The organism is Micromonospora deserti, assembly GCF_003236335.1.
Classification (GTDB): Bacteria; Actinomycetota; Actinomycetes; order Mycobacteriales; family Micromonosporaceae; genus Micromonospora; species Micromonospora deserti.
This window is the reverse complement of the sequence record NZ_POUB01000019.1, coordinates 1-19210: the sequence shown is the minus strand read 5'-3', so window position 1 is coordinate 19210 and position 19210 is coordinate 1. Positions and strand designations below refer to the sequence as shown.

General features: G+C 70.2%; 9 protein-coding genes. 7 read left to right on the top strand and 2 right to left on the bottom strand.

The features are described 5' to 3' along the window. Window positions 1-21 precede the first annotated feature (21 nt). The 6 genes from C1I99_RS05240 (at window position 22) to C1I99_RS05220 (ending at window position 15566) form a co-directional block, all read left to right on the top strand. Window positions 22-1302, top strand: coding sequence for an MFS transporter (locus C1I99_RS05240; protein ID WP_158553981.1), 1281 nt, complete (start codon window positions 22-24; stop codon window positions 1300-1302). Between the two features lie 46 nt (window positions 1303-1348). After that, window positions 1349-2137, top strand: a complete 789-nt coding sequence (locus tag C1I99_RS32610) for an alpha/beta hydrolase family protein (RefSeq protein ID WP_233512337.1) — start codon at window positions 1349-1351, stop codon at window positions 2135-2137. Window positions 2138-2234: 97 nt separating this feature from the next. After that, the gene (locus tag C1I99_RS05235; protein WP_158553978.1) at window positions 2235-8567 is read left to right on the top strand and encodes a non-ribosomal peptide synthetase; all 6333 of its coding nucleotides are present in this window, start codon (window positions 2235-2237) and stop codon (window positions 8565-8567) included. Between the two features lie 20 nt (window positions 8568-8587). Further along, a complete protein-coding gene (locus C1I99_RS05230) occupies window positions 8588-12526 on the top strand; it encodes a non-ribosomal peptide synthetase (RefSeq protein ID WP_111133001.1) in 3939 nt (1312 codons plus the stop codon). Next, a complete protein-coding gene (locus tag C1I99_RS05225) occupies window positions 12523-14832 on the top strand; it encodes a Sir2 family NAD-dependent protein deacetylase (RefSeq protein WP_199561973.1) in 2310 nt (769 codons plus the stop codon). Before C1I99_RS05230 ends, C1I99_RS05225 begins: the two co-directional genes overlap by 4 nt. After that, a complete protein-coding gene (locus C1I99_RS05220; RefSeq protein ID WP_111133000.1) occupies window positions 14829-15566 on the top strand; it encodes an LOG family protein in 738 nt (245 codons plus the stop codon). The genes C1I99_RS05225 and C1I99_RS05220 overlap by 4 nt, the downstream gene beginning before the upstream one ends. Before the next feature lie 1141 nt (window positions 15567-16707). Here C1I99_RS05220 and C1I99_RS05210 read toward each other — a convergent pair. Further along, a complete protein-coding gene (locus C1I99_RS05210; RefSeq protein ID WP_233512336.1) occupies window positions 16708-17112 on the bottom strand; it encodes a sigma-70 family RNA polymerase sigma factor family protein in 405 nt (134 codons plus the stop codon). Window positions 17113-17406: 294 nt separating this feature from the next. On the opposite strand from C1I99_RS05210, the gene C1I99_RS05205 reads away from it, so the two are divergent. After that, entirely contained in the window at window positions 17407-18381 is a 975-nt protein-coding gene (locus C1I99_RS05205; protein WP_111132999.1) for a zinc-binding dehydrogenase, read from the top strand. 67 nt (window positions 18382-18448) lie between these two features. On the opposite strand, the gene C1I99_RS05200 is transcribed toward C1I99_RS05205, so the two are convergent. Beyond that, complete coding sequence (locus tag C1I99_RS05200; protein WP_111132998.1) at window positions 18449-19114, bottom strand: class I SAM-dependent DNA methyltransferase; 666 nt, start codon at window positions 19112-19114, stop codon at window positions 18449-18451. Window positions 19115-19210: the final 96 nt, after the last annotated feature.

Here is a 19210-nt window from a genome sequence, read left to right as displayed (position 1 = left end):
TGATAGATGAGTACTAGCGAATTGAACGTCGAGGCGGACACCTCGCCGCCCCCGCGGGCCCTGTGGCGCACCCCGGACTTCGGGAAATACCTGGTGGGCTACACCGCATCCGACTTCGCCAGCCAGATCGCCACCGTCGCCATTCCGCTGGTCGCCGTGCTCACCGTGAGCGCGTCCTCCTTCGAAGTCGGTGTGATGCGCGCCGTCAACCAGGTGCCGTATCTGCTGTTCGTGCTGTTCCTCGGCGTCGTCGTGGACCAGTGGCGGCGGCGCAACATGCTGGTCCTCGCCGACTTCGGCAGGGCTGCCGCGCTGGCCGTGATCCCGGTCGTGTTCGCGATGGACCAGCTTGGAATCCCGACGCTGTACCTGGTGTCGTTCCTCGTCGGTGTCTGCACGGTGCTGTTCGACGTCGGCGCGCAGGCCTACCTGCCCAGACTCGTGGAGCGTAATCAGCTTGCCAGCGGCAACAGCCTGATGGAGAGCCTGCGTTCGGTCTCGATGATCGCCGGTCCGGCACTCGGCGGAATCTTCGTCGGTTGGTTCTCGCCGCCGCAAGCCCTGATCGTGTGCGTGGGGTTCTACCTGCTGTCCGCCGTGGCGATCTGGTTGATCCGCAAGCCCGAGCCCGCACCGGAACCGGGCGAGGACAGCGGGGGATCGGCGTTCGCGAAGATCGGTGAGGGTTTCCGGCTGGTGTTCAGGCATCCGATCCTGCGCTCGGTCGTCGGCATCGTCGCCCTGTTCAACTTCGCCTACGCCGGCTACCTGGCCGTGTACGTCGTGTACCTGCCGGCCGAGCTCAAGCTGTCCGGTTACGCCATCGGCCTGGCTTTCGCCGCCATGGGGCCCGGCCTGCTCGTGGGGGCCATGCTCTCGTCCTGGCTGCCCAAGCGGTTCGGCTACGGCCTCGTGCTGAACACCTCGGCGATCCTGGGCGCCGCCGTTCTGCTCGGCGTGCCGGCGCTGCGCGGCAACGGTGCGGTGACGGTCGGGCTGCTGATCCTCCTGAACTTCGTGAACGCCGCGCTGAGCATGACGTTCACGCTGTCGCTGGTGGTGATCCGGCAGTCGGTCACGCCGGACCAGATGCTCGGCCGGGTCACCGCCACGCACCGTTTCCTCGGTGTGGGGCTCGGCGTGCCGCTCGGCTCGCTGGTGGGCGGCTTCGCAGGCCAGCTACTCGGACTGCGTACCGGTTTGCTCGTCCTGACCGTGGCCATGATCGTGGTCTCCTCTCTCTTCCTCTTCACCGCGCTGCGGGGGATTGGACGAGAGCTGCCCGAGGCCGTCGAGGCGTGACCGACCGAAACGTAAACTCCTTCCGAATCGAGAATAGACAATGAGCGTGGCTCTTCCCTATTTCGTCGAAGGCGAATTCGTACTGCAGACGGACATGATCGATCCTGAGCGGCACGACAACATCGACCTCTACATCCCGAAGTCCGGGGGCCCGTTCCCGGCGGTGATCTTCCAGTGCGGCGGCCCTCTTCCCGAGGATGCGGACTGGAACGACCCGCGCGACTGGCAGGTCTACCGCAGCTACGGCTCGCTGCTGGCCGCGAACGGGATCGTGGCCGCCACCGTCAAGCTGCCGCTGTACGAGGGTGCGCACTATCCCCGCGCCGCGAAGGGGCTCGCGCAGGCGGTCGATTTCGTCCGCGCCGACGAGCGGGTCGACGGGGACCGGGTCGGGCTCTGGTTCTGGTGCGCAGGCGGGCCGCTGTCCTCGAACTGGCTGCGCTCCTCGCCACCGTGGCTGCGGGTGCTCGCCTTCACCTACCCGTTGCTCGGCTCCCCGGAGGGAGTGTCTCTTCCCGACGGGTTCGAGCCCGCCGAGGCGCTGGCCGAGGCGGAACACCTCCCTCCGCTGCTACTGGGCCGTGCGGGCCTGGAAGCGCCGGGAGTGGCACGGACCGTGGAGACGTTCGTCGCCGCCGCCGAGAAGCACCAGGCGCCGCTACAGATCATCGATGTGGCCACCGGCTTCCACGGGTACGACATCGTCAACCACGCGGACAAGAAGATCGGCAACCCGCCGCCTGACGCGGTGCGCCCGGACTTCGCCACCTCACTCGAAGAGTCGCGTGCCGCGGTGCACAAGGCCGTTGACTTCGTCGCCAAGGCGCTCGCCTAGGCAGGGGTCTCCCGCGGGCCGGCCGCATTTCCTCGTTGACGAAGTGCGGCCGGACCCGCGTGCGTCGAGCAAGAAGAACCGTAAAGGGGGACCTCGGATGTCCAACCGTGTCTATGGGCTGTCCTCGATGCAGCGCCGCCTGTGGTTCGTGGACCAGCTCCTGCCCGGCGATGTCACGTACAACATCCCGGTCGTGCTGCGTGTGCGCGGACTCCTGGACCTCGGAGCTCTGCAGACCGCGGTGGACGCGGTGGTGGCGCGGCACGAGGCGCTGCGAACCCGGTTCCTCGTGGTGGACGGCGAACCGGCGCAGGAGGTGATACCGGACGCGCGGGTCCTCGTCGACATCGTCGACATGCGCCGCCGTGACGACGCGGAGGCCGTGGCCCACGCCTACGCCGCCGCCGAGGCCCGGCGGCCCTTCGACCTCTCGGACGCACCTCTGCTGCGCTGCGTCGTCGTGCGCCTCGGCGACGCCGATCAACTCGTCGCGTTCACCATGCACCACATCGTGTTCGACGGGCTGTCCTCGGACGTGTTCTTCGACGAGCTGTCCGCGGCGCTGGCCGGTGGGCCGGAGGCACTGCAGGCGCCGGTCGTCCAGTTCGCCGAACTCCTCGAGTGGGAACGCGCCTCCGTCGAATCAGGCGAGCAGGACCGGCTGGTGCGGTGGTGGACGGAACGCCTGGCCGGCGCGCCCACCGTGCTGGACCTGGTGACCGACCGCGCGCGCCCGGCAGTGCAGACGCACCGCGGTGCCCGGTGCGTCGTGACGCTGCCTCCGGAGGTCGTCGACGGTCTCGACGAGCTGTGTCGGTCGCAGGGCGTCACCTTGTTCATGACGCTGCTGGCAGCCTTCGGTGTCGTCCTCGCCCGGCACTCCGGTCAGGAGGAGGTGCTGCTGGGCGCACCGGTGGCGTTCCGCCCGAGGTCGGAGTTCGAGCGTTCGGTGGGTTGCTTCCTCAACACGGTCGTCATGCGGGTCGACACGACCGGGCAGCCGTCGTTCGCGGAGTTGCTGGCCAGGGTGAAAGACATGGCACTGGCGGCGTTCGAGCATCAGCAGGCGCCGCTGGAACGCCTGGTCGCGGAGCTGGCACCGGAGCACGACCTGAGCCGCACCCCGCTGGTGCAGGTACTGCTCAACGTGGAGCCGGAGCTCACCGCGCCCACACTCCCCGGTTGCACGACCGAGCATGTCCCCAACGACACGGTGTCGGCCAAGTTCGACCTCTCGCTGTACGTGCGGACCAGGACCGGTCGCATCGACCTGGACCTCGTCTACGACGCGGACCTGTTCTCCGAGACCCGGATCGCCTGGCTGCTCGAGCAGACCGGTGCCCTGCTCAACCAGGTCAGCAGCAACCCGTACCGGTCGGTGCTGGGCTATCCCTTGCTGTCCGAGCGCAGTCGGGAACTGCTGCCGGACCCCTACGAGCCGCTCACCGCGGAGTGGCCGGGGTCGCTGCTGGACCGGCTGGCCAAGTTCGTGGGCGGCTCGCCGGGCCGGGTCGCCATGACGTACCGGGACCAGCGCTGGACCTACGAGGACCTCGACCGCGCTTCCAACCAGCTCGCCCACCGCCTGCGCGATGCGGGCGTGGAACACGGCGACATGGTGGGGATCGTGGTCAAGCGGCACCCGACCACGCAGATAGCCATGCTGGCCGCGATGAAGTGCGGCGCTCCCTTCGTCATCATGGACTGGAGCCTGCCGCCCGCCCGGCTCGCCCAGGGCGTGATCGTGTGCCAGCCCAAGGCGATAGTCCTGGCGCACGGCTGCGAGCCGCTGCCCGACGAGGTCGTCACCGCCGGGCAGCGGCCGGCCGAGGTGATCCGGCTGGACGACCCCGAGTGGAGCCGGCTGCCCGCGGACCACGTCAGCGTGGACATCCGCCCGGACGACGCCATCTACGCGGTGTTCACCTCCGGGTCGACCGGAGTGCCGAAGTGCGTCGTGACCAAGCACGACGCCGTCATGCACTTCCTCGACTGGTACGAGCGTTCGCAGCGACTGGGGCCCGACGACCGGTTCGCGGTGCTTGCGGGCCTGGGCTACGAGGTGCTCATGCGGGACCTACTGACCCCGATGTGGGTCGGTGCCATGTCGGCCTTCCCGCACCTCGACCGGCTGGATTTCGCCGGCACCACCAGGTGGCTACGGGAGGTCGACGCGACGGTCCTGCATCTCACGCCGCCCTACGCCAACGAGTTGGCGGCGGCGATGCCGCCCGGCGGGCTGCCGGAGATGCGGTTGGTCGGCATCAACGGCGACGTACTGCGCAGGAGCACCGCGACCGCATGGGCGGCCGCCGCGCCGAACACCACGTTGATAAACATCTACGGGGCGACCGAGACGCCGCAGGTGATCTCGGCGCTCTCCCTGCGGGATCCGAGTTCTCCCGACGGCATCCGGCCGTTCTCGTCGAAGGCGCCGATCGGGCCCGGCATCGACGGAGTGCAGGTACTCTCCGTCAATCCGGCGGGCGAGCTGTGCGCCGAAGGCGAGATCGGCGAGTTGGTGGTGCGTACGCCGTATCTGGCGAGCTACCTCAACGGGATCGCGGGCGGGTTCACCACCAGTCCCTGGACGGGAGATCCCGAGGACCGGGTATACCACACGGGTGACCGGGTCCGGTACCTCGGTGACGGGTGCGCGGAGTTCGTCGGACGCACCGACCACCAGATTAAGTTGCGCGGCCACCGGATCGAACCGGGTGACGTCGAAGCCGTTCTCATCGCACATGAGCACGTCGGTCAGGCTCTGGTGATGGTCAGAGAGGACCGGGCCGGCGACAGGCGCCTGGTCGCCTACGTGACGCCCGCGCCGGGCGGCGTCGCGCCGTCGATCCCCGATCTGCGGGCACGGGCCAGGGCCGGGCTGCCCAAGCCGATGGTGCCGTCGGCGTTCGTCGTGCTGCCCGGACTCCCGCTCACGGTCAACGGCAAGGTCAACCGGGCCGCGCTGCCGGAGCCGAGTCGTGAGCAGCAACTCGGCAACCGGTCGCGACAACCCTCCAGTGCGGTCGAGCGGACGCTGGCCGGGCTCTGGGAGGACGTGCTCGCGGTCGAGGGCATCGGCGTCGAGGACGACTTCTTCGAGCTCGGCGGCCACTCGTTGCTGCTGACGCGGCTGCTCGCGCGGTTGAGCGAGACGTTCGGCGTGAAGCTCAGTCTGGTCGACGTGTTCAGGACCCCGACGATCGCGGGGTTCGCGGCTCTCATCGGGGAGGGCGAGCGCGACGTCGTCGAGGCGGACCCGCTACCGGTGCCCACCGCGGGCGACGGCATCCACGCGCTGTCGATGGTGCAGCGGCGGCTGTGGTTCGTCGACCAGGTTCAGCCGGGTGACGTGTCCTACAACATGGCCACCGTCCTGCGCCTGCGCGGGGCGCTCGACGTCGCCGCCTTCCAGGCGGCCCTGGACGCCGTCGTGGCACGCCACGGCGCGTTGCGGACCCGGTTCACGATGGCCGGCGGTGAGCCCGTGCAGGAGGTCCTCCCCGATGTGCGGGTTCCCGTCGAGGTGGTGGACCTGCGCGGCCGGGCCGACGCGGGCGAGGTCGGGCGTGCGTACGCCGCCGGGGAGACGCGGCGGCCGTTCGACCTGTCCGTGGCGCCGCTCATGCGGTGCGTCGTCGTGCGACTCGGCGACGCCGAGCAGCTCGTCACGTTCACCGTGCACCACATCGTGTTCGACGGCTGGTCGGCGAGTGTGTTCTTCGGGGATCTGTCGCGCGCGATGGCCGGAGCTCTCGACGGTGCGGTCCCGCAGCTCGCGGACCTGGTCGAGTGGGAGCGGGCGTCGCTCGACGAGAGCGAGCAGGATCGGCTCGCGCAGTGGTGGAAGGAGCAGGTCGCTGGTGCTCCGACGGTCCTGGACCTTCCGACCGACCGGGTACGGCCCGCCGTGCAGGCGCACCGCGGTGCGCGGCGCCGGTTCACCGTCCCGGGCGAGGTAGTCGCGAGCCTGCAGGAGCTGGCCCGGGCGCGGGGCGCGACCCTGTTCATGACCCTGCTGTCGGCATTCGGCGTCGTGGTTGCCCGGCACGCGGGCCAGGACGAGGTGCTGGTGGGTACGCCGGTGGCGTTCCGGCCTCGCTCGCACTTTGAGCGCTCCATCGGGTGTTTCCTCAACACCGTGCTGATGCGGGTCGACACCGGTGGTCGGCCCTCGTTCGCCGACCTGCTCACCCGGGTCCGGGACATGACCCTCGTCTCGTTCGACCATCAGCAGGTGCCGTTCGAACGGCTTGTCGGCGAGCTCGCGCCGAACCACGAGCTCAGCCGCAACCCGCTCTACCAGGTGCTGTTCGCCCTACAGAACGTTCCCGACGCGCCGCTGGACCTGCCGGGCCTGGAGGTCGAGACGCTGGAGAGCACCGAGGCGCATGCCCAGTGCGACATCAGCCTGCGCTTCAGCCAGGGCGCCGGCGGTCTGGTCGGCATGCTCGACTACGACGTGGACCTGTTCGACGAGGCCACGGTGGACCGCCTGATCGGTCACCTGCAGAACGTGCTGACGCGGGTGGCGCGCGACGCATCCGTCCCGATCCACCGGGTCGACCTTCTCGGGGCGGGAGAGCGTGAGCTGGTGCGCGCCTGGAACGACACGTCCCGGGACTATCCGCCGGACGACACCCTCGCCTCCGTGATCGCCGGCCAGGTCCGCCGCACGCCCGACGCGCGCGCGGTCCGGTTCGGCGACGAGGAACTGTCCTACGCCGAACTGGATCGGCGGGCGAACTGGCTGGCGCTGCGCCTGCGCGAGCTAGGTGTCGGACCGGACGTCGTGGTGGGTGTCCACATGTACCGCTCGACCGAGCTGGTGGTGGCGGCACTGGCCGTGCTCAGGGCTGGTGGCGCCTACCTCCCGCTCGAGCCCGACCATCCGGTGGAGCGGCTGCTGACCATGGTGCGGTCGAGTGACTGCCCGGTGGTGCTGACGCAGCAGGACCTGACGGGTACGTTCCCGAACGAACTGGTGGTCGGGCGGGACGGCGCGGAGGAAGGCCCGGAGCTCTCGGCGGCTCCCGACAACATCGCCTACGCCATCTACACCTCCGGCTCGACGGGAGTGCCCAAGGGGGTGCAGATTCCCCACCGCGGCATCGTCAACCGACTGCGCTGGATGCAGGACGCCTACCGGCTCACGACCGAGGATCGCGTCCTGCAGAAGACGCCGATCAGCTTCGACGTCTCGATCTGGGAGCTGTTCTGGCCGTTGATGAACGGCGCCTGCCTGGTGCTCGCCGAGCCGCGGCGGCACCGGGACCCGGACTACCTCGCCCAGCTAATGGCGTCGGCGCGAGTAACCGTCTGCCACTTCGTACCCGTCATGCTCCGGGCGTTCCTCGACGGCACGGACGCGACGAAGCTGACGGACCTGAGGTTGATCGTGTGCAGTGGTGAGGAACTCCCGGCCGACCTGGCCCAGCAGTGCCTTCGCACCCTGCGTGTCCGGCTCGAGAACCTCTACGGCCCGACCGAGGCGTCAGTCGATGTGACGTCGTGGACCTGCGAGCCCGGCTCTGCCGAGGCTCGGGTCCCGATCGGCAGGCCGATCGCCAACACCCAGACCTACGTGCTGGACACCGCGCTCGAGCCGGTGCCCGTCGGCGTGGTCGGCGAACTCTACCTCGGTGGTGACGGATTGGCTCGCGGCTACCACGGTCAGGCCGCGCTCACCGCGGAACGGTTCGTCGCCTCGCCGTTCGGCCCGTCCGGCGCGCGGCTGTACCGGACCGGCGACCGGGCCCGGTGGCTGCCCGACGGCAGGCTGGAGTTCCTCGGCAGGCTCGACCACCAGGTCAAGATCCGGGGGTTCCGGATCGAGCTGGGCGAAGTCGAACAGGTACTGGCCCGCCATGAGGCGGTCGGGCAGGTGCTCGTCGTCGTGCGCGAGGACCGGCCCGGTGATCGCAGGCTGGTCGCGTACCTGACGGCGCGGCCGGGCGCACCCGCCCCGTCGGTGCCGGAATTGCGGTCCCTGGCAGCCGCCACGCTGCCCGCCTTCATGGTGCCGGCGGCGTTCGTCGTGCTGCCGGAGTTCCCGCTGACCGGCAGCGGAAAGGTCGACCAGACCGCACTGCCCGTGCCGGCCGGAGAGGCGGCCGGGCCGTCGCGTGCGCCCGCCACCGAGCAGGAACGCACACTGGCCGCGATCTGGCGGGAGACCCTCGGCATCGACAGTGTCGGCGCCGACGACGACTTCTTCGAACTCGGCGGTGACTCCATGCACGCGATCACGCTGGTGGGGCGGGCCAGGGAACACGGGTTCGACATCACGATCGAGGAACTGTTCCGCAATCCCACGATCGCGGCGCAGGCGCGAAACCACCGCGCTCAACGTGACGACGCTTCCAGCCAGAACGTCTCGGAGTTCTTCCTGCTGTCAGCAGCGGACCGAGCACGCCTGGCTGAGGCCTGATCGGCAGAGGGGTCGAATCCATGGCGCTCGACGATGCGTATCCACTGACGCGGCTGCAAGCGGGCATGCTGTACCACAGCCACCTCGATGCGACCGGGTCCACGTATCACGACCTGCTGAGCCTGAAGATCGGCGGGCCGTTCGACCCGGACCGGCTGCGGCGGGTACTCGAGGTGATGGTGGCGGGTCACGAGATGCTGCGCAGCAGCGTCGACCTGACCAAGTTCAGCGAACCCATGCAGCTCGTGCACGACACCGCCGAGGTCGCCCTCACCGTCCAGGATCTGACCGGTCTCGACGGAGGCGGCCAGGCCACCGCGATCGGCGAGTGGCGCGCGGAGGAGAAGACCAGACCGTTCGACCTGGCGAGTCCACCGCTGCTGCGGCTGCACGCGCAACTGCTGTCCAACGACGCATTCTGGCTCAACCTGAGCTTCCACCACGCGATCCTCGACGGCTGGAGCCTGTCTCTGCTGACGTCCTGGCTGCTGCGTGAGTACGACCGGACGGTGTCGGGCGAAGCCCCCGAACCGGTGCGGTTGGCCACCTGTTTTCGGGACTTCGTGCTGCTCGAACGCAAGGCGCTGGCCGACAGCCGCTCGAAGGAGTACTGGCGCACGCTGCTCGACGGAGCGGAGGTGCTCACCCTGCCGCGCTGGCAGACGGGTCCGGCCGGTACGGCTGACGCGTCGGTCCAGGTGCACCGCGTCCAGTTCGGGGCGGACCTGAGCGGCAGGATCCGCGCGTTCGCGGCGAAGGCGCGGGTCCCCGCGAAGGCGGTGCTGTTCGCGGCGCATGCCGGTGTCATGGCCAGGCTGTCGGGCCAGCCGCGCGTGGTGACCGGCCGAGTCGCCAACGGCCGCCCGGAAACGGCCGACGGCGAGCAGATGATCGGCCTGTTCCTCAACACCGTCCCGATGGTGCTGGACACCCGGCGAGCGAGCTGGCGGGGCCTGGTGCGTCAGGCACACGAGGCGGAGATCGACGCCTTGGCGCATCGGCGGTACCCACTCAGTCAGATCCAGAAAGACCTCGACGCGGACACCCTCTTCGAGACCATGGTCGACTACCGCGCGATGCGCAGCTACGGCGAGCTCTCGCTGCGGCATCTCCGCATCGAGGAGACGACCTTCTTCGAGCAGACCAACTTCCCGTTCACCGCGAACTTCGGCGCGGACCCGCAGACCGGCCAGATCGGCCTGGGCATCAGCTACGACCCCGCGGAGTTCTCCGCCGAGCAGATCGAGACCACGGCGGGGTACTACACCGCTGCGCTGACGGCCATTCTCGATACGCCGGACCTGCCCGTGGCCCGCACCGTGCTGATGAGTGAGTCGGAGACGACACGGCACCTCAGGGAGTGGAACGACACTGCCGCTGCCTATCCGCTCGATCGGCCGCTGCCGCTGCTGCTGGCCGAGGTGGCGCGGCGCAACCCGGACCGGATCGCGGTCCACGTCGGCGACCGGCAGCTCACCTACGCGCAACTGCACCAGCGGGCGTGCCAGCTCGGCCGGCGGTTGCGGGAGTTGGGCGTCGGGCCGGGCACGGTCGTCGGTGTCCAGATGCGGCGATCGCCCGAGCTGGTGGTCGCGCTGCTGGCGGTCCTCACCGCGGGCGGTGCCTACCTGCCGCTCGACCCGGGATATCCGGCCGACCGGCTGGCGTCGATGCTCGCCGACTCGAACGCGCTGGTCGTGCTCACCGACCCGGAGTCGGCGCCGCCCGTCTCGGCGGCCACGGTGCTGACAGTCGAGGCGGAGAGCTTCGCCGAAGGGCCAGCCGACGGTCTCGACCCGGGCACCACCGCGGACGACCTCGCCTACGTCATCTACACGTCCGGCTCCACCGGCCGGCCCAAGGGGGTGCAGATTTCGCACCGCGCGCTGGTCAACCTGCTGTGGTCCATGTCGGGCAAGGTGGGTCTCACCCCGGACGACCGGTGGCTGGCGGTCACCTCGCTCTCCTTCGACATCGCGGGGCTGGAGGTGTTCGCGCCCCTGCTGGCGGGTGCCAAGCTGATCCTGCTCCCGGACGACACCGTGCACGGACCAGAGACGGTGGAGCTGCTGCGCACCGCCACCATCGCGCAGGCAACCCCGTCGGGCTGGCGCATGCTGATCGACGCCGGCCTCGGTACGGAACCGGGTGTCCGGGCGATCTGCGGCGGCGAGGCGTTGCCCGACGATCTCGCGGAGCAGTTGGCCGTGCGGATGGGTGCCGTCTGGAACGCCTACGGGCCGACAGAGACCACGATCTGGTCATGCCTGCAGCCGGTTTCCGCCGGCGAGCCGGTGAGCATCGGCAAGCCGCTGGACAACACACAGGTGTACGTTCTCGACGAGAATCTGCGACCGGTGCCGATCGGGGTGCCCGGCGAGTTGTACATCGGCGGGGACGGCGTGGCCCGGGGCTACTGGAACCAGCCGGGCCTCACTGCGAGCCGGTTCGTGGCCGACCCGTTCGGGCGGCCAGGGGCGCGCCTCTACCGCACCGGAGACACGGTTCGCTGGCGACCGGACGCCACGCTGGACTTCATCGGGCGGTCGGACCACCAGATCAAGATCCGCGGGTTCCGGATCGAACTCGGTGAGGTCGAGTCAGTGCTGGCCGCGCACCCGTCGGTCAAGCAGGTCGTGGTCGTTCCCCGGTCGGACGGCCGGGGCGCGCACCAACTGGTTGCCTACCTGGTCGCCGCGACGTCGTCTCCCGCCACCCCCGCAGAGCTGAACAGTCATGTCGCGACCAAGCTCCCCGCATACATGGCGCCCTCGGCGTTCGCCTGGCTCGACGCGTTCCCGTTGACACCGAACGGAAAGATCGATCGGCGGGCGCTGCCGGACATCGATCGCGGCGACACCGCGGTGGCCGACATCGTCGGACCCGAGACCGACACCGAGCGGCTGATCGCCCGACTGTGGGCCGACGAACTGGGGCTGGACCGGGTCGGGACGACGGACACGCTGCGGCAGTTGGGCGGCAACTCGATCACCGCACTGCGGATCGTGCTGCGGATCAAGGAGGCCACCGGCCACCGGGTGCCGCTCGCCAGACTCCTGACCGACGGGACGGTGGGCGTGCTCGCGGGGATGATCGACAGCGGCCGCCAGCAGCGCGACTCGATCCTCGTGCCCCTGCGGGAGGGTTCCGGCACGCCGTTGTTCCTCGTCCATCCCTTGGGCGGGACGGTGTTCTGCTACGGGGAGTTGCTCGAGGCACTGCCCGCCGAGCAGCCGGTGTTCGGGATCCAGGCGTTCGATGTCGCCGGGGTCGACGGCCCGAGGCCGGACACCATCGAGGCGATCGCTGAGCACTACCTGCGGGCGGTCCAGACCGTGCAGGCGCAGGGGCCCTACCACCTCGGCGGCTGGTGTATGGGCGGTGCGGTGGCGTACGAGATGGCCCGGCAGCTGGAACAGCAGGGCCAAACGGTGTCGACCCTAGCGCTGATCGACTCGAGCTTCGCCGACCCGGTCCCGCCGGAGTGGGTCGACGACGAAGCGGCGGCGATCAGTGGTGCGTTCGCGGACACGCTGCCGGTCACTGTGGAGGAGCTCCGGCAGGTCCCGGCGGAGCGGCGCATGCAGCACGCCCTGTCGATCGCCGAGGGCCACACCGCCCGGCCGGATGTGAGCAACGTAGACGACCTGCGCAGGCTGGTGGCGTTGTACCGGCGACACGCCGTAGCGCTGCTTCGCTACCGGGACAACACGCACGATCCCTACGGCGGCGACACGATTGTCATCCGCGGCGAGTGGGCCGACCATCCGGCCCCGGACCTCGGATGGGGGCCCGGTGTCACCGAAGGGAGGCTCATTGTGATCGAGTCACCCGGTGACCACCGGAGCCTGCTCGCAGAACCGCATGTCGGTGCCCTGGCGCATCGCATCGTGCTTGCGATGCGCGACGGCGTGAGCGCGCTGCACCCGTTTGTTCCCGAAGAGAGGCAGCACGGATGACCGACTCGATCAACATGCCGGACTGGGCGTACGGAGTACGCCGCCTTGTCGTTTTCAGCGGTGCCGGTATCTCCACCGACTCGGGCATCCCGGACTTCCGTGGGCCGAACGGTGCGTGGATCAAGGACCCCGAAGCCCGCCACCGGAACACCTACCAGGCGTTCATGGTGGATCCCGATCTTCGCGCCGCCTACTGGAGGTCGCGGTACGAGAGCGAAGCATGGACGGCCGTACCGAACGTGGGCCATCACGCGGTGGCAAGCCTGCTGGACTCGGGCATCGACACGACAGTGATCACGCAGAACACCGACGGCCTGCACCAGCGCGGCGGCATGCCGGAGGACCGCGTGATCGAGCTGCACGGCACGATGCTCGTCACCGAGTGCGTCGGGTGCGGGCACCGGCTACCGACGACGGAGGTACTGGCCCGGATCGAGGCGGGCGAGGCCGTCCCACCGTGCGCCCTGTGTGGAGGAATCCTCAAGACCGCGAGCACGATGTTCGGGCAGACCATGTCACCCGAGGTGTTCTCCCGCGCCACCGAGGCCGTCACGGGTTGCGACCTGATTCTGGCGGTCGGCACGTCGCTGGTCATCGAGCCTGCCGCGTCGCTCTGTGCGACCGCCGTGCAGGCGGGCGCGAACCTGGTGATCGTCAACCTGGGAGATACGCCGTACGACAGCATCGCCACCGAGATCATCAGGGAACCGCTCGGAGAGGCGCTGCCGCGCATCGTCGAGGATCTGCGGAGGGGTGGTTCCGGCACGCGGCCGGTCGACGGCGACGACACCGAGGCCGAGCCGGCGGGCGAGACGCGCGTGCGCCCGAGCCTGTTGTTGCGGGCACAAGAACGCACGGCACGTCTGCATGCGCGAACCGCCGAACTGGAGCGTCTCTCCGCGTGGTGCTCGGGCCCGGGCGCACGTGCCCATCTCGTGTGGGGTCCGGCCGGGATCGGCAAGACCCGCTTGGCGCTCGAGTTGGCCGATCGGGTGAAGGGCGGGTGGGAGGTCCAGTTCCTCGCCCCCGGCGCCGAGCTTCCGGAGAGTGCCCAGCCGTCGCTCGTGATCATCGACGACGCCGAGACACGCGTCGAGCAGGTTTTCCGCGCCGTGAGTGAGGCGAGTGAGCGCTCGGCCGTCCGCCTGCTACTGCTCGCCCGCACACCGGACGGGTGGTGGGACGAACTGCGGTCGGAGAGCGCCACTGATGAGGAGCTCGCGCCCCCGGTGCCGGCGCCGTCCGGCCAGGCGGACGCGGTGCGGGAAGCCACGGCCGACTACGCGGCCGCACTCAGCGCCGTGGGGATCACCGCGTCCCTTCCCGACGAGGTGTCCCGCGTGGCAACTGCCGAGGTCGCACCGCTGCCGGGTGAGCAGCAGACGACGGTGCTCGCCGGGCTGCTGGGGCTGAGCGGACGGACCGTCGACGAGCTCGTCCGGCAGGAGTTGGGCTACCTGCACCGTTCCGCACGTGAACATGGACTGTCGCTGTCCACCGATGCGGTGCGGGCGGCCGCCGTCACCGCCCTGCTGTGCGGCGCTGCGGACGAGCAGGCTGCTCTGGCCGTACTCGGGCACGTCGCCGCGCTGTCCGACGAGGGCGTCCGGCTGCGCGCTGCCCGATGGCTGTGTGAGGTCTACCCGCCGAACTCCTCGTCCTACTGGGCCGAATCGCTGCCCGAGCCGCTGAACGAAGAGCTGATCGCCACCGGGGTGTCCCCGGTGTTCCTCGTCGGGATGTTCACCGAGACCACACCGGATCAGGAACGGCGTGCGCTGGTCGTCCTCGCTCGCGCCGCGTCGACCCGTCCGGCGTTGCAGAAACGCCTGACCGAACTGCTGTCCGTGCTGCCGGGCGTCTCGCCGGCCGCAGTCGACGCGGCCCTGCGCGGCGGACATCCCGCACCGCTGGCCGACGCGCTGGTCTCGCTGGCCCGCAACGCCGCGTTGCCTGCCGACCTGCTCGAGGCGGTACCCCCGGGCACCACAGCGCTCGGCGAGTTCCCGGTCCTACTCGCGGCGAGCCTTGTCGAGGCCTACGAGCACCGCGCCAGGTCGTATCCGGACACCGCGCTGCCCTGGCTGACGGGCATGCAGGCCGAGTACGCCGAGCGCCTGCTCGACCTGGGCAGAATCAAGGAGGGACTCGTGATCGCGCAGTCGGCGGTGGAGAACGCCGAGCGGTTGGTGGATCGGCCGGACCACCGCGCCCGTGCCGCTGCCGCACTGCACCGCGGCCAGCAATTGGCCACCGAATCGGACGAGATCAACGGAGATCCGTCGCGGGGAAGGGACAAGGCATGAGCGAGCAGATCGAGGGCCGCCTCGGCCTGGCCTTACAGGCAATCGCCGCCGAGCTTGAGGCCGTCCAGTCATGGAGCCGGATCTCCCGCTCCATGGGGCAGAAGCGGATCGTGTCGGTGTTCGGTTCCGCGCGCACCCAGCGTGGCCAGCCCTCGTACGAGATGGCTCGGTCGCTCGGAGCGGCACTCGCCGAGCGGGGCTGGGCGGCCGTGACCGGGGGTGGGCCGGGCATCATGCAGGCGGTCCGCGACGGCAACGGCGATGCCCTGTCACGCGCGGTCCGCATCGAGATCGCGGGTGAGGAGCCCGACAGCGTACTCGATCCTTCACGGTCGATCACGGTCAGCACGTTCGCGATACGCAAGCTGCTCTTGACCCACGACATCGACGCACTGTTCGTCTTCCCCGGTGGGGTGGGGACGTTCGACGAGCTGTTCGAGGTCCTCGTGCACCAGGACACGGACCGACTCGGCTGGTTCCCGGTGATCCTCATGCAGCCGGAAGGGGTTCGGCTGTGGGACGCCTGGATGCGATTCATGGACGAGCATCTCGTGCGACCGGGCCTGGTCAACGCTTCGGTCATGTCCCACATCGCGATCGCGGACAGCGTCGAGGCCGCGTTTGCGATCGCCGACGCGGCCTCACCGCAGAAGGTTGGAACGACGGATGCGGCGACAACCTCCACTGAAGGTGCGGCCGGGCACACCGACGCCAGAGAGGCGTTGAAGATATGACCGGGCCGCTCGGGTCTCGAGAAGGCAGGTCGCTCGACGGGTGGGATTCGCTCTCCTCATTGCGGAACGGGTCCATCTGCCGGACGGGACCGTCTCTCTGGACGGGATTCCGGTGGGTGCGCTCTCGGTCGACGTACTGCCGGGACTGAGCACGGTGGTGGGGCAGAAGCGGGGGACAGCACCTCGCTTCCCACATCAACCTCATCGGCCAATCGGATTGGAAAGGCATGGAGGAGCCGTACGAGACGAGTTCATCAACATGGAACGGCCGCCGACCAGTTCACTCGTCCAGGTAGCAGGCCTGTTTCGACCGGATCTGCTGATCGAGATCGAGGCAGTCGCGGCAATCGCCGAGTACTAAAGCCAGTTGCGGCACGACCGATTCTCCCCGCTGCGGACAGGTCGCGGGCGCTGCCCCGCACCCCGACCCTCCCTCAGAGACCACGCCAGGAGTCTCCTCGGTCGGGCACCCAACGGCTACCCGAGAACGCCGGCCAGGTCCAGGCCAAGCCGCTGCGGCGGTCGCCTCTGGCGAGCCCGGACCTGGCCGAGAACCTCGGGCAGGGGCAAGCCTGCCCGACCGAGGAGAACTCCACCACGCCGGATGATCCCGCCCGACAACGTGCACGAGGTCGAGCTGGGCGCTGGCCAGGAACATTCACTGAGCGGACCTGGGCCATCCCCGGGCCACAAGCCGGTGGCACCAGGGGGGGCAAACCAGGCCGCCGGGGACCATGCCGACAAGGGGACATGGCGTGCCCCGCATCAATCTTGTGCGATTCCCAAGCTGACGGTCGGCCGGTGCCCGCGTGCCCCTCGCGTGCTCGATGTGACGGACGCCGAGGGTCAGAGGGGTCAAGCTTGGACTGTCGCCCGCAGCGCCGGAGAGCGGGCCACGGTGGGTGACCGGTGCGCGCCGAGGCGCAGCGTCGCCTCTTCCTAAACCGCGTGTCTCGAATCCTGCCGGGGGCACCTCGAAGATCAGCGAAAGAGCTGCCTGAGCTGGCAATACGCACAGCGCTCGATTGGTCGGCTTATGCAGCCATAGGCCAATAGAAGCGGCCCGCTCCGTCGAGATGGCCACTGACGCTACGAAGGTTCGCGTCGAGGTGGCCTCCGGCCCGTCAGCGGTCGAGGACCGTCAGGTCGAGCTTGCCCAGTCGCTCTGAATGGACAGCACGTCGATGGCGACGATCTTCCCGTCCGCGACCGTGAAACCCATGACCGAGAGCGGTCGTCCCTGGGCGACGACCACGACTCCGGCGGCGCCGTTGACCAGCGCCGGTCGAGCGAACGGGGAGAGCCGCCCGAAGGTGAGCGCCTGGCCGGAGACGGTACGGGCGCCGTTGATGGCGACGGTGTGGCGGGCGCGGGCGGTCCCGCCGCCGGAGCGCAGCACCACGTCGGGGTGGAGGACGGCCACCAGGGCGTCGAGTCGCGGCGAAGAAGGCGTCGACGACCTCCCGCTGGCGGGGGAGGTCGGGTCGGAAGCGGGGGCCTGTCCCTGCGCCCAGCGGCGGGCGCGGCTGGCGAGCTGCCGCGCCACCGGATCACGTTCCTCTCTCGCGGTCTCACCGTAGGAGACCCCGGCAACCCGCCGGGGTGACCGATGATCCACGGGGGTTGCGACGGCTCGTCGGCCGCGCCCACCTCGACGGGCTCACGCCGCGCTTCCGGCGATCCGGGTCCGAATCTCGACGACACCGCCGGGCCGGCCGGGCGGTCATCGCGCCCGAGGCCGGGGGTGCGTCTCGCGGTGGACCTGGGGCACGTCCTGCGTCCGTGACTGCCGCCACTAGAGGATTGACCTCAACCTCGGTTCAGGTTGTCGGATGGAGCCATGCGTGCGATTCAGCTTCACCAGTTCGGTCCCGCCGAGAATCTGGTCCTCGAGGAGGTACCCGACCTGACTCCCGGCCCCGGCCAGGTCCGGATCGCCGTGTCGGCCAGCGGGGTGCACCTGCTCGACACGACGCTGCGTCGGGGCGAGGCCGGCGGCCCGCTTCCGCTGCCCGACCTGCCCACCATCCCCGGGCGGGAGGTCGCCGGCGTGGTCGACGGCGTGGGCGCGGGCGTCGACGGGTCCTGGCTGGGCACGCGGGTGGTGGCGCACCTCGGCATGGTGCCCGGCGGGTACGCCGAGCAGGCGGTGACCGGCGTCGAGTCGCTCTACGTCGTACCGGGAGAGCTGAGCTGGGCGGAGGCGGTGGCCGCGGTGGGCACGGGGCGGACCGCCCTCGGCATCTTCGACCTGGAACCGCCGAGGGCGGACGACGTGGTCTTCGTGCCGTCGGCGGCCGGTGGCGTGGGTTGGCTGCTCGTCCAGGCCGCGCGGACGACCGGCGCCACGGTGGTGGCGGCGGCGCGGGGTGACGACCGGACGGCGCCGCTGCGCGACCTGGGCGTCGACCTGGTCGTCGACTACGGGCTGGCGGGCTGGGCCGACCAGGTGCGGGAGCAGGTCGGCGGGCTGAGCCTGGTGTACGACGGGGTCGGCGGGGCGGTGGGCCGGGCCGCCCTGGAGCTGATGGCGCCGGGCGGGCGGTTCATGATGTTCGGCTGGTCCGCGGGCGAGGCGACCCGGATCGGCACCGACGACGTGATCGGCCGGGGCCTGACTGTCGGATGGCTGGGGCACCGGATGCGGGCCCTGCCCGGTGGCATCCCGGCGCTGGCCGGCCGCTCGCTGGAACTGGCCGGCAAGGGCTGGTGGCGACCGCTGGTCACCACCTACCCGCTGGCCCACGCCGCGACCGCCCACGCCGACCTGGAGGGCCGCCGGGCGCTGGGGAAGGTGGTGCTGACCGCGGGGTGAGCGGCGGCAGGACGCCCGCGGCGGCATCGTGGTCGAAGCGCGCCGGGCCGGCCGCCCCGTCGCCGGGTCAGCCGGCGGCGGGCCGGCGGGCCAGCAGGTACGCCTGCGCGGTCCGCTCGACCCGGCCCGCGTACGCCTCGGGCTCCCGGACCAGCCGGGCCCGAACCTCCAGTCCGGCCGCGGTGAGCAGCGCGGCCACCCGGTCGGGCTGCCGGCGGTGGAAGGTGAGGTCGACCGGGTGCCCGAGCGCCTCCGTGAGGTGCAGTGGCTCGTCACCGACCTGGAACGCCAGCGCCAGGTGGCCGCCGGGCGCCAGTGCCCGGTGAAAGCCCGCGAAGGTCGCCGGAAGCAGCTCATCGGGGACGTGGATGACGGAGTACCAGGCGACGATGCCGCTGAGCCCACCGTCCGGCAGGTGCAGATCGGTCATCGAGCCTTCGCTGAAGCGGAGCTGCGGGTGCGACCGTCGCGCCTGTGCCAGCATCCCGGGCGACAGGTCGATGCCGAAGACGTCCAGCCCCAGCCCGTGCAGGTGGTGGGTGACCCGGCCGGGGCCGCAGCCGATATCCGCGACCGGCCCGCCGCCGGCGGCCCGCACCACCTCGGCGAAGGCGGCGAGAAACGCCCGATCCCAGGTGTTGCCGTCCAGCTCGTCCCGGAATTGCTCGGCGTACTCGGCCGCGAAGGCGTCGTAGGACGTGCGGGTGTCGTCAAGGAAGTCAACCTCGGTCATGCGAGGGGACGTTACCGAGCCTGCGGCCGGGCCACCGCCCCCACCGCTGGGGCGGACCGGGCGGGGCCCCGGCAGGCCAGCCGCCCCGCGCAGGCG

Coding starts and splice junctions, on each gene's coding strand:
- C1I99_RS05235 (WP_158553978.1), top strand. CDS start 2,235: ATGTCCAACCGTGTCTATGGGCTGTCCTCGATGCAGCGCCGCCTGTGG.
- C1I99_RS05230 (WP_111133001.1), top strand. CDS start 8,588: ATGGCGCTCGACGATGCGTATCCACTGACGCGGCTGCAAGCGGGCATG.
- C1I99_RS05225 (WP_199561973.1), top strand. CDS start 12,523: ATGACCGACTCGATCAACATGCCGGACTGGGCGTACGGAGTACGCCGC.
- C1I99_RS05220 (WP_111133000.1), top strand. CDS start 14,829: ATGAGCGAGCAGATCGAGGGCCGCCTCGGCCTGGCCTTACAGGCAATC.
- C1I99_RS05205 (WP_111132999.1), top strand. CDS start 17,407: ATGCGTGCGATTCAGCTTCACCAGTTCGGTCCCGCCGAGAATCTGGTC.
- C1I99_RS05200 (WP_111132998.1), bottom strand. CDS start 19,114: ATGACCGAGGTTGACTTCCTTGACGACACCCGCACGTCCTACGACGCC.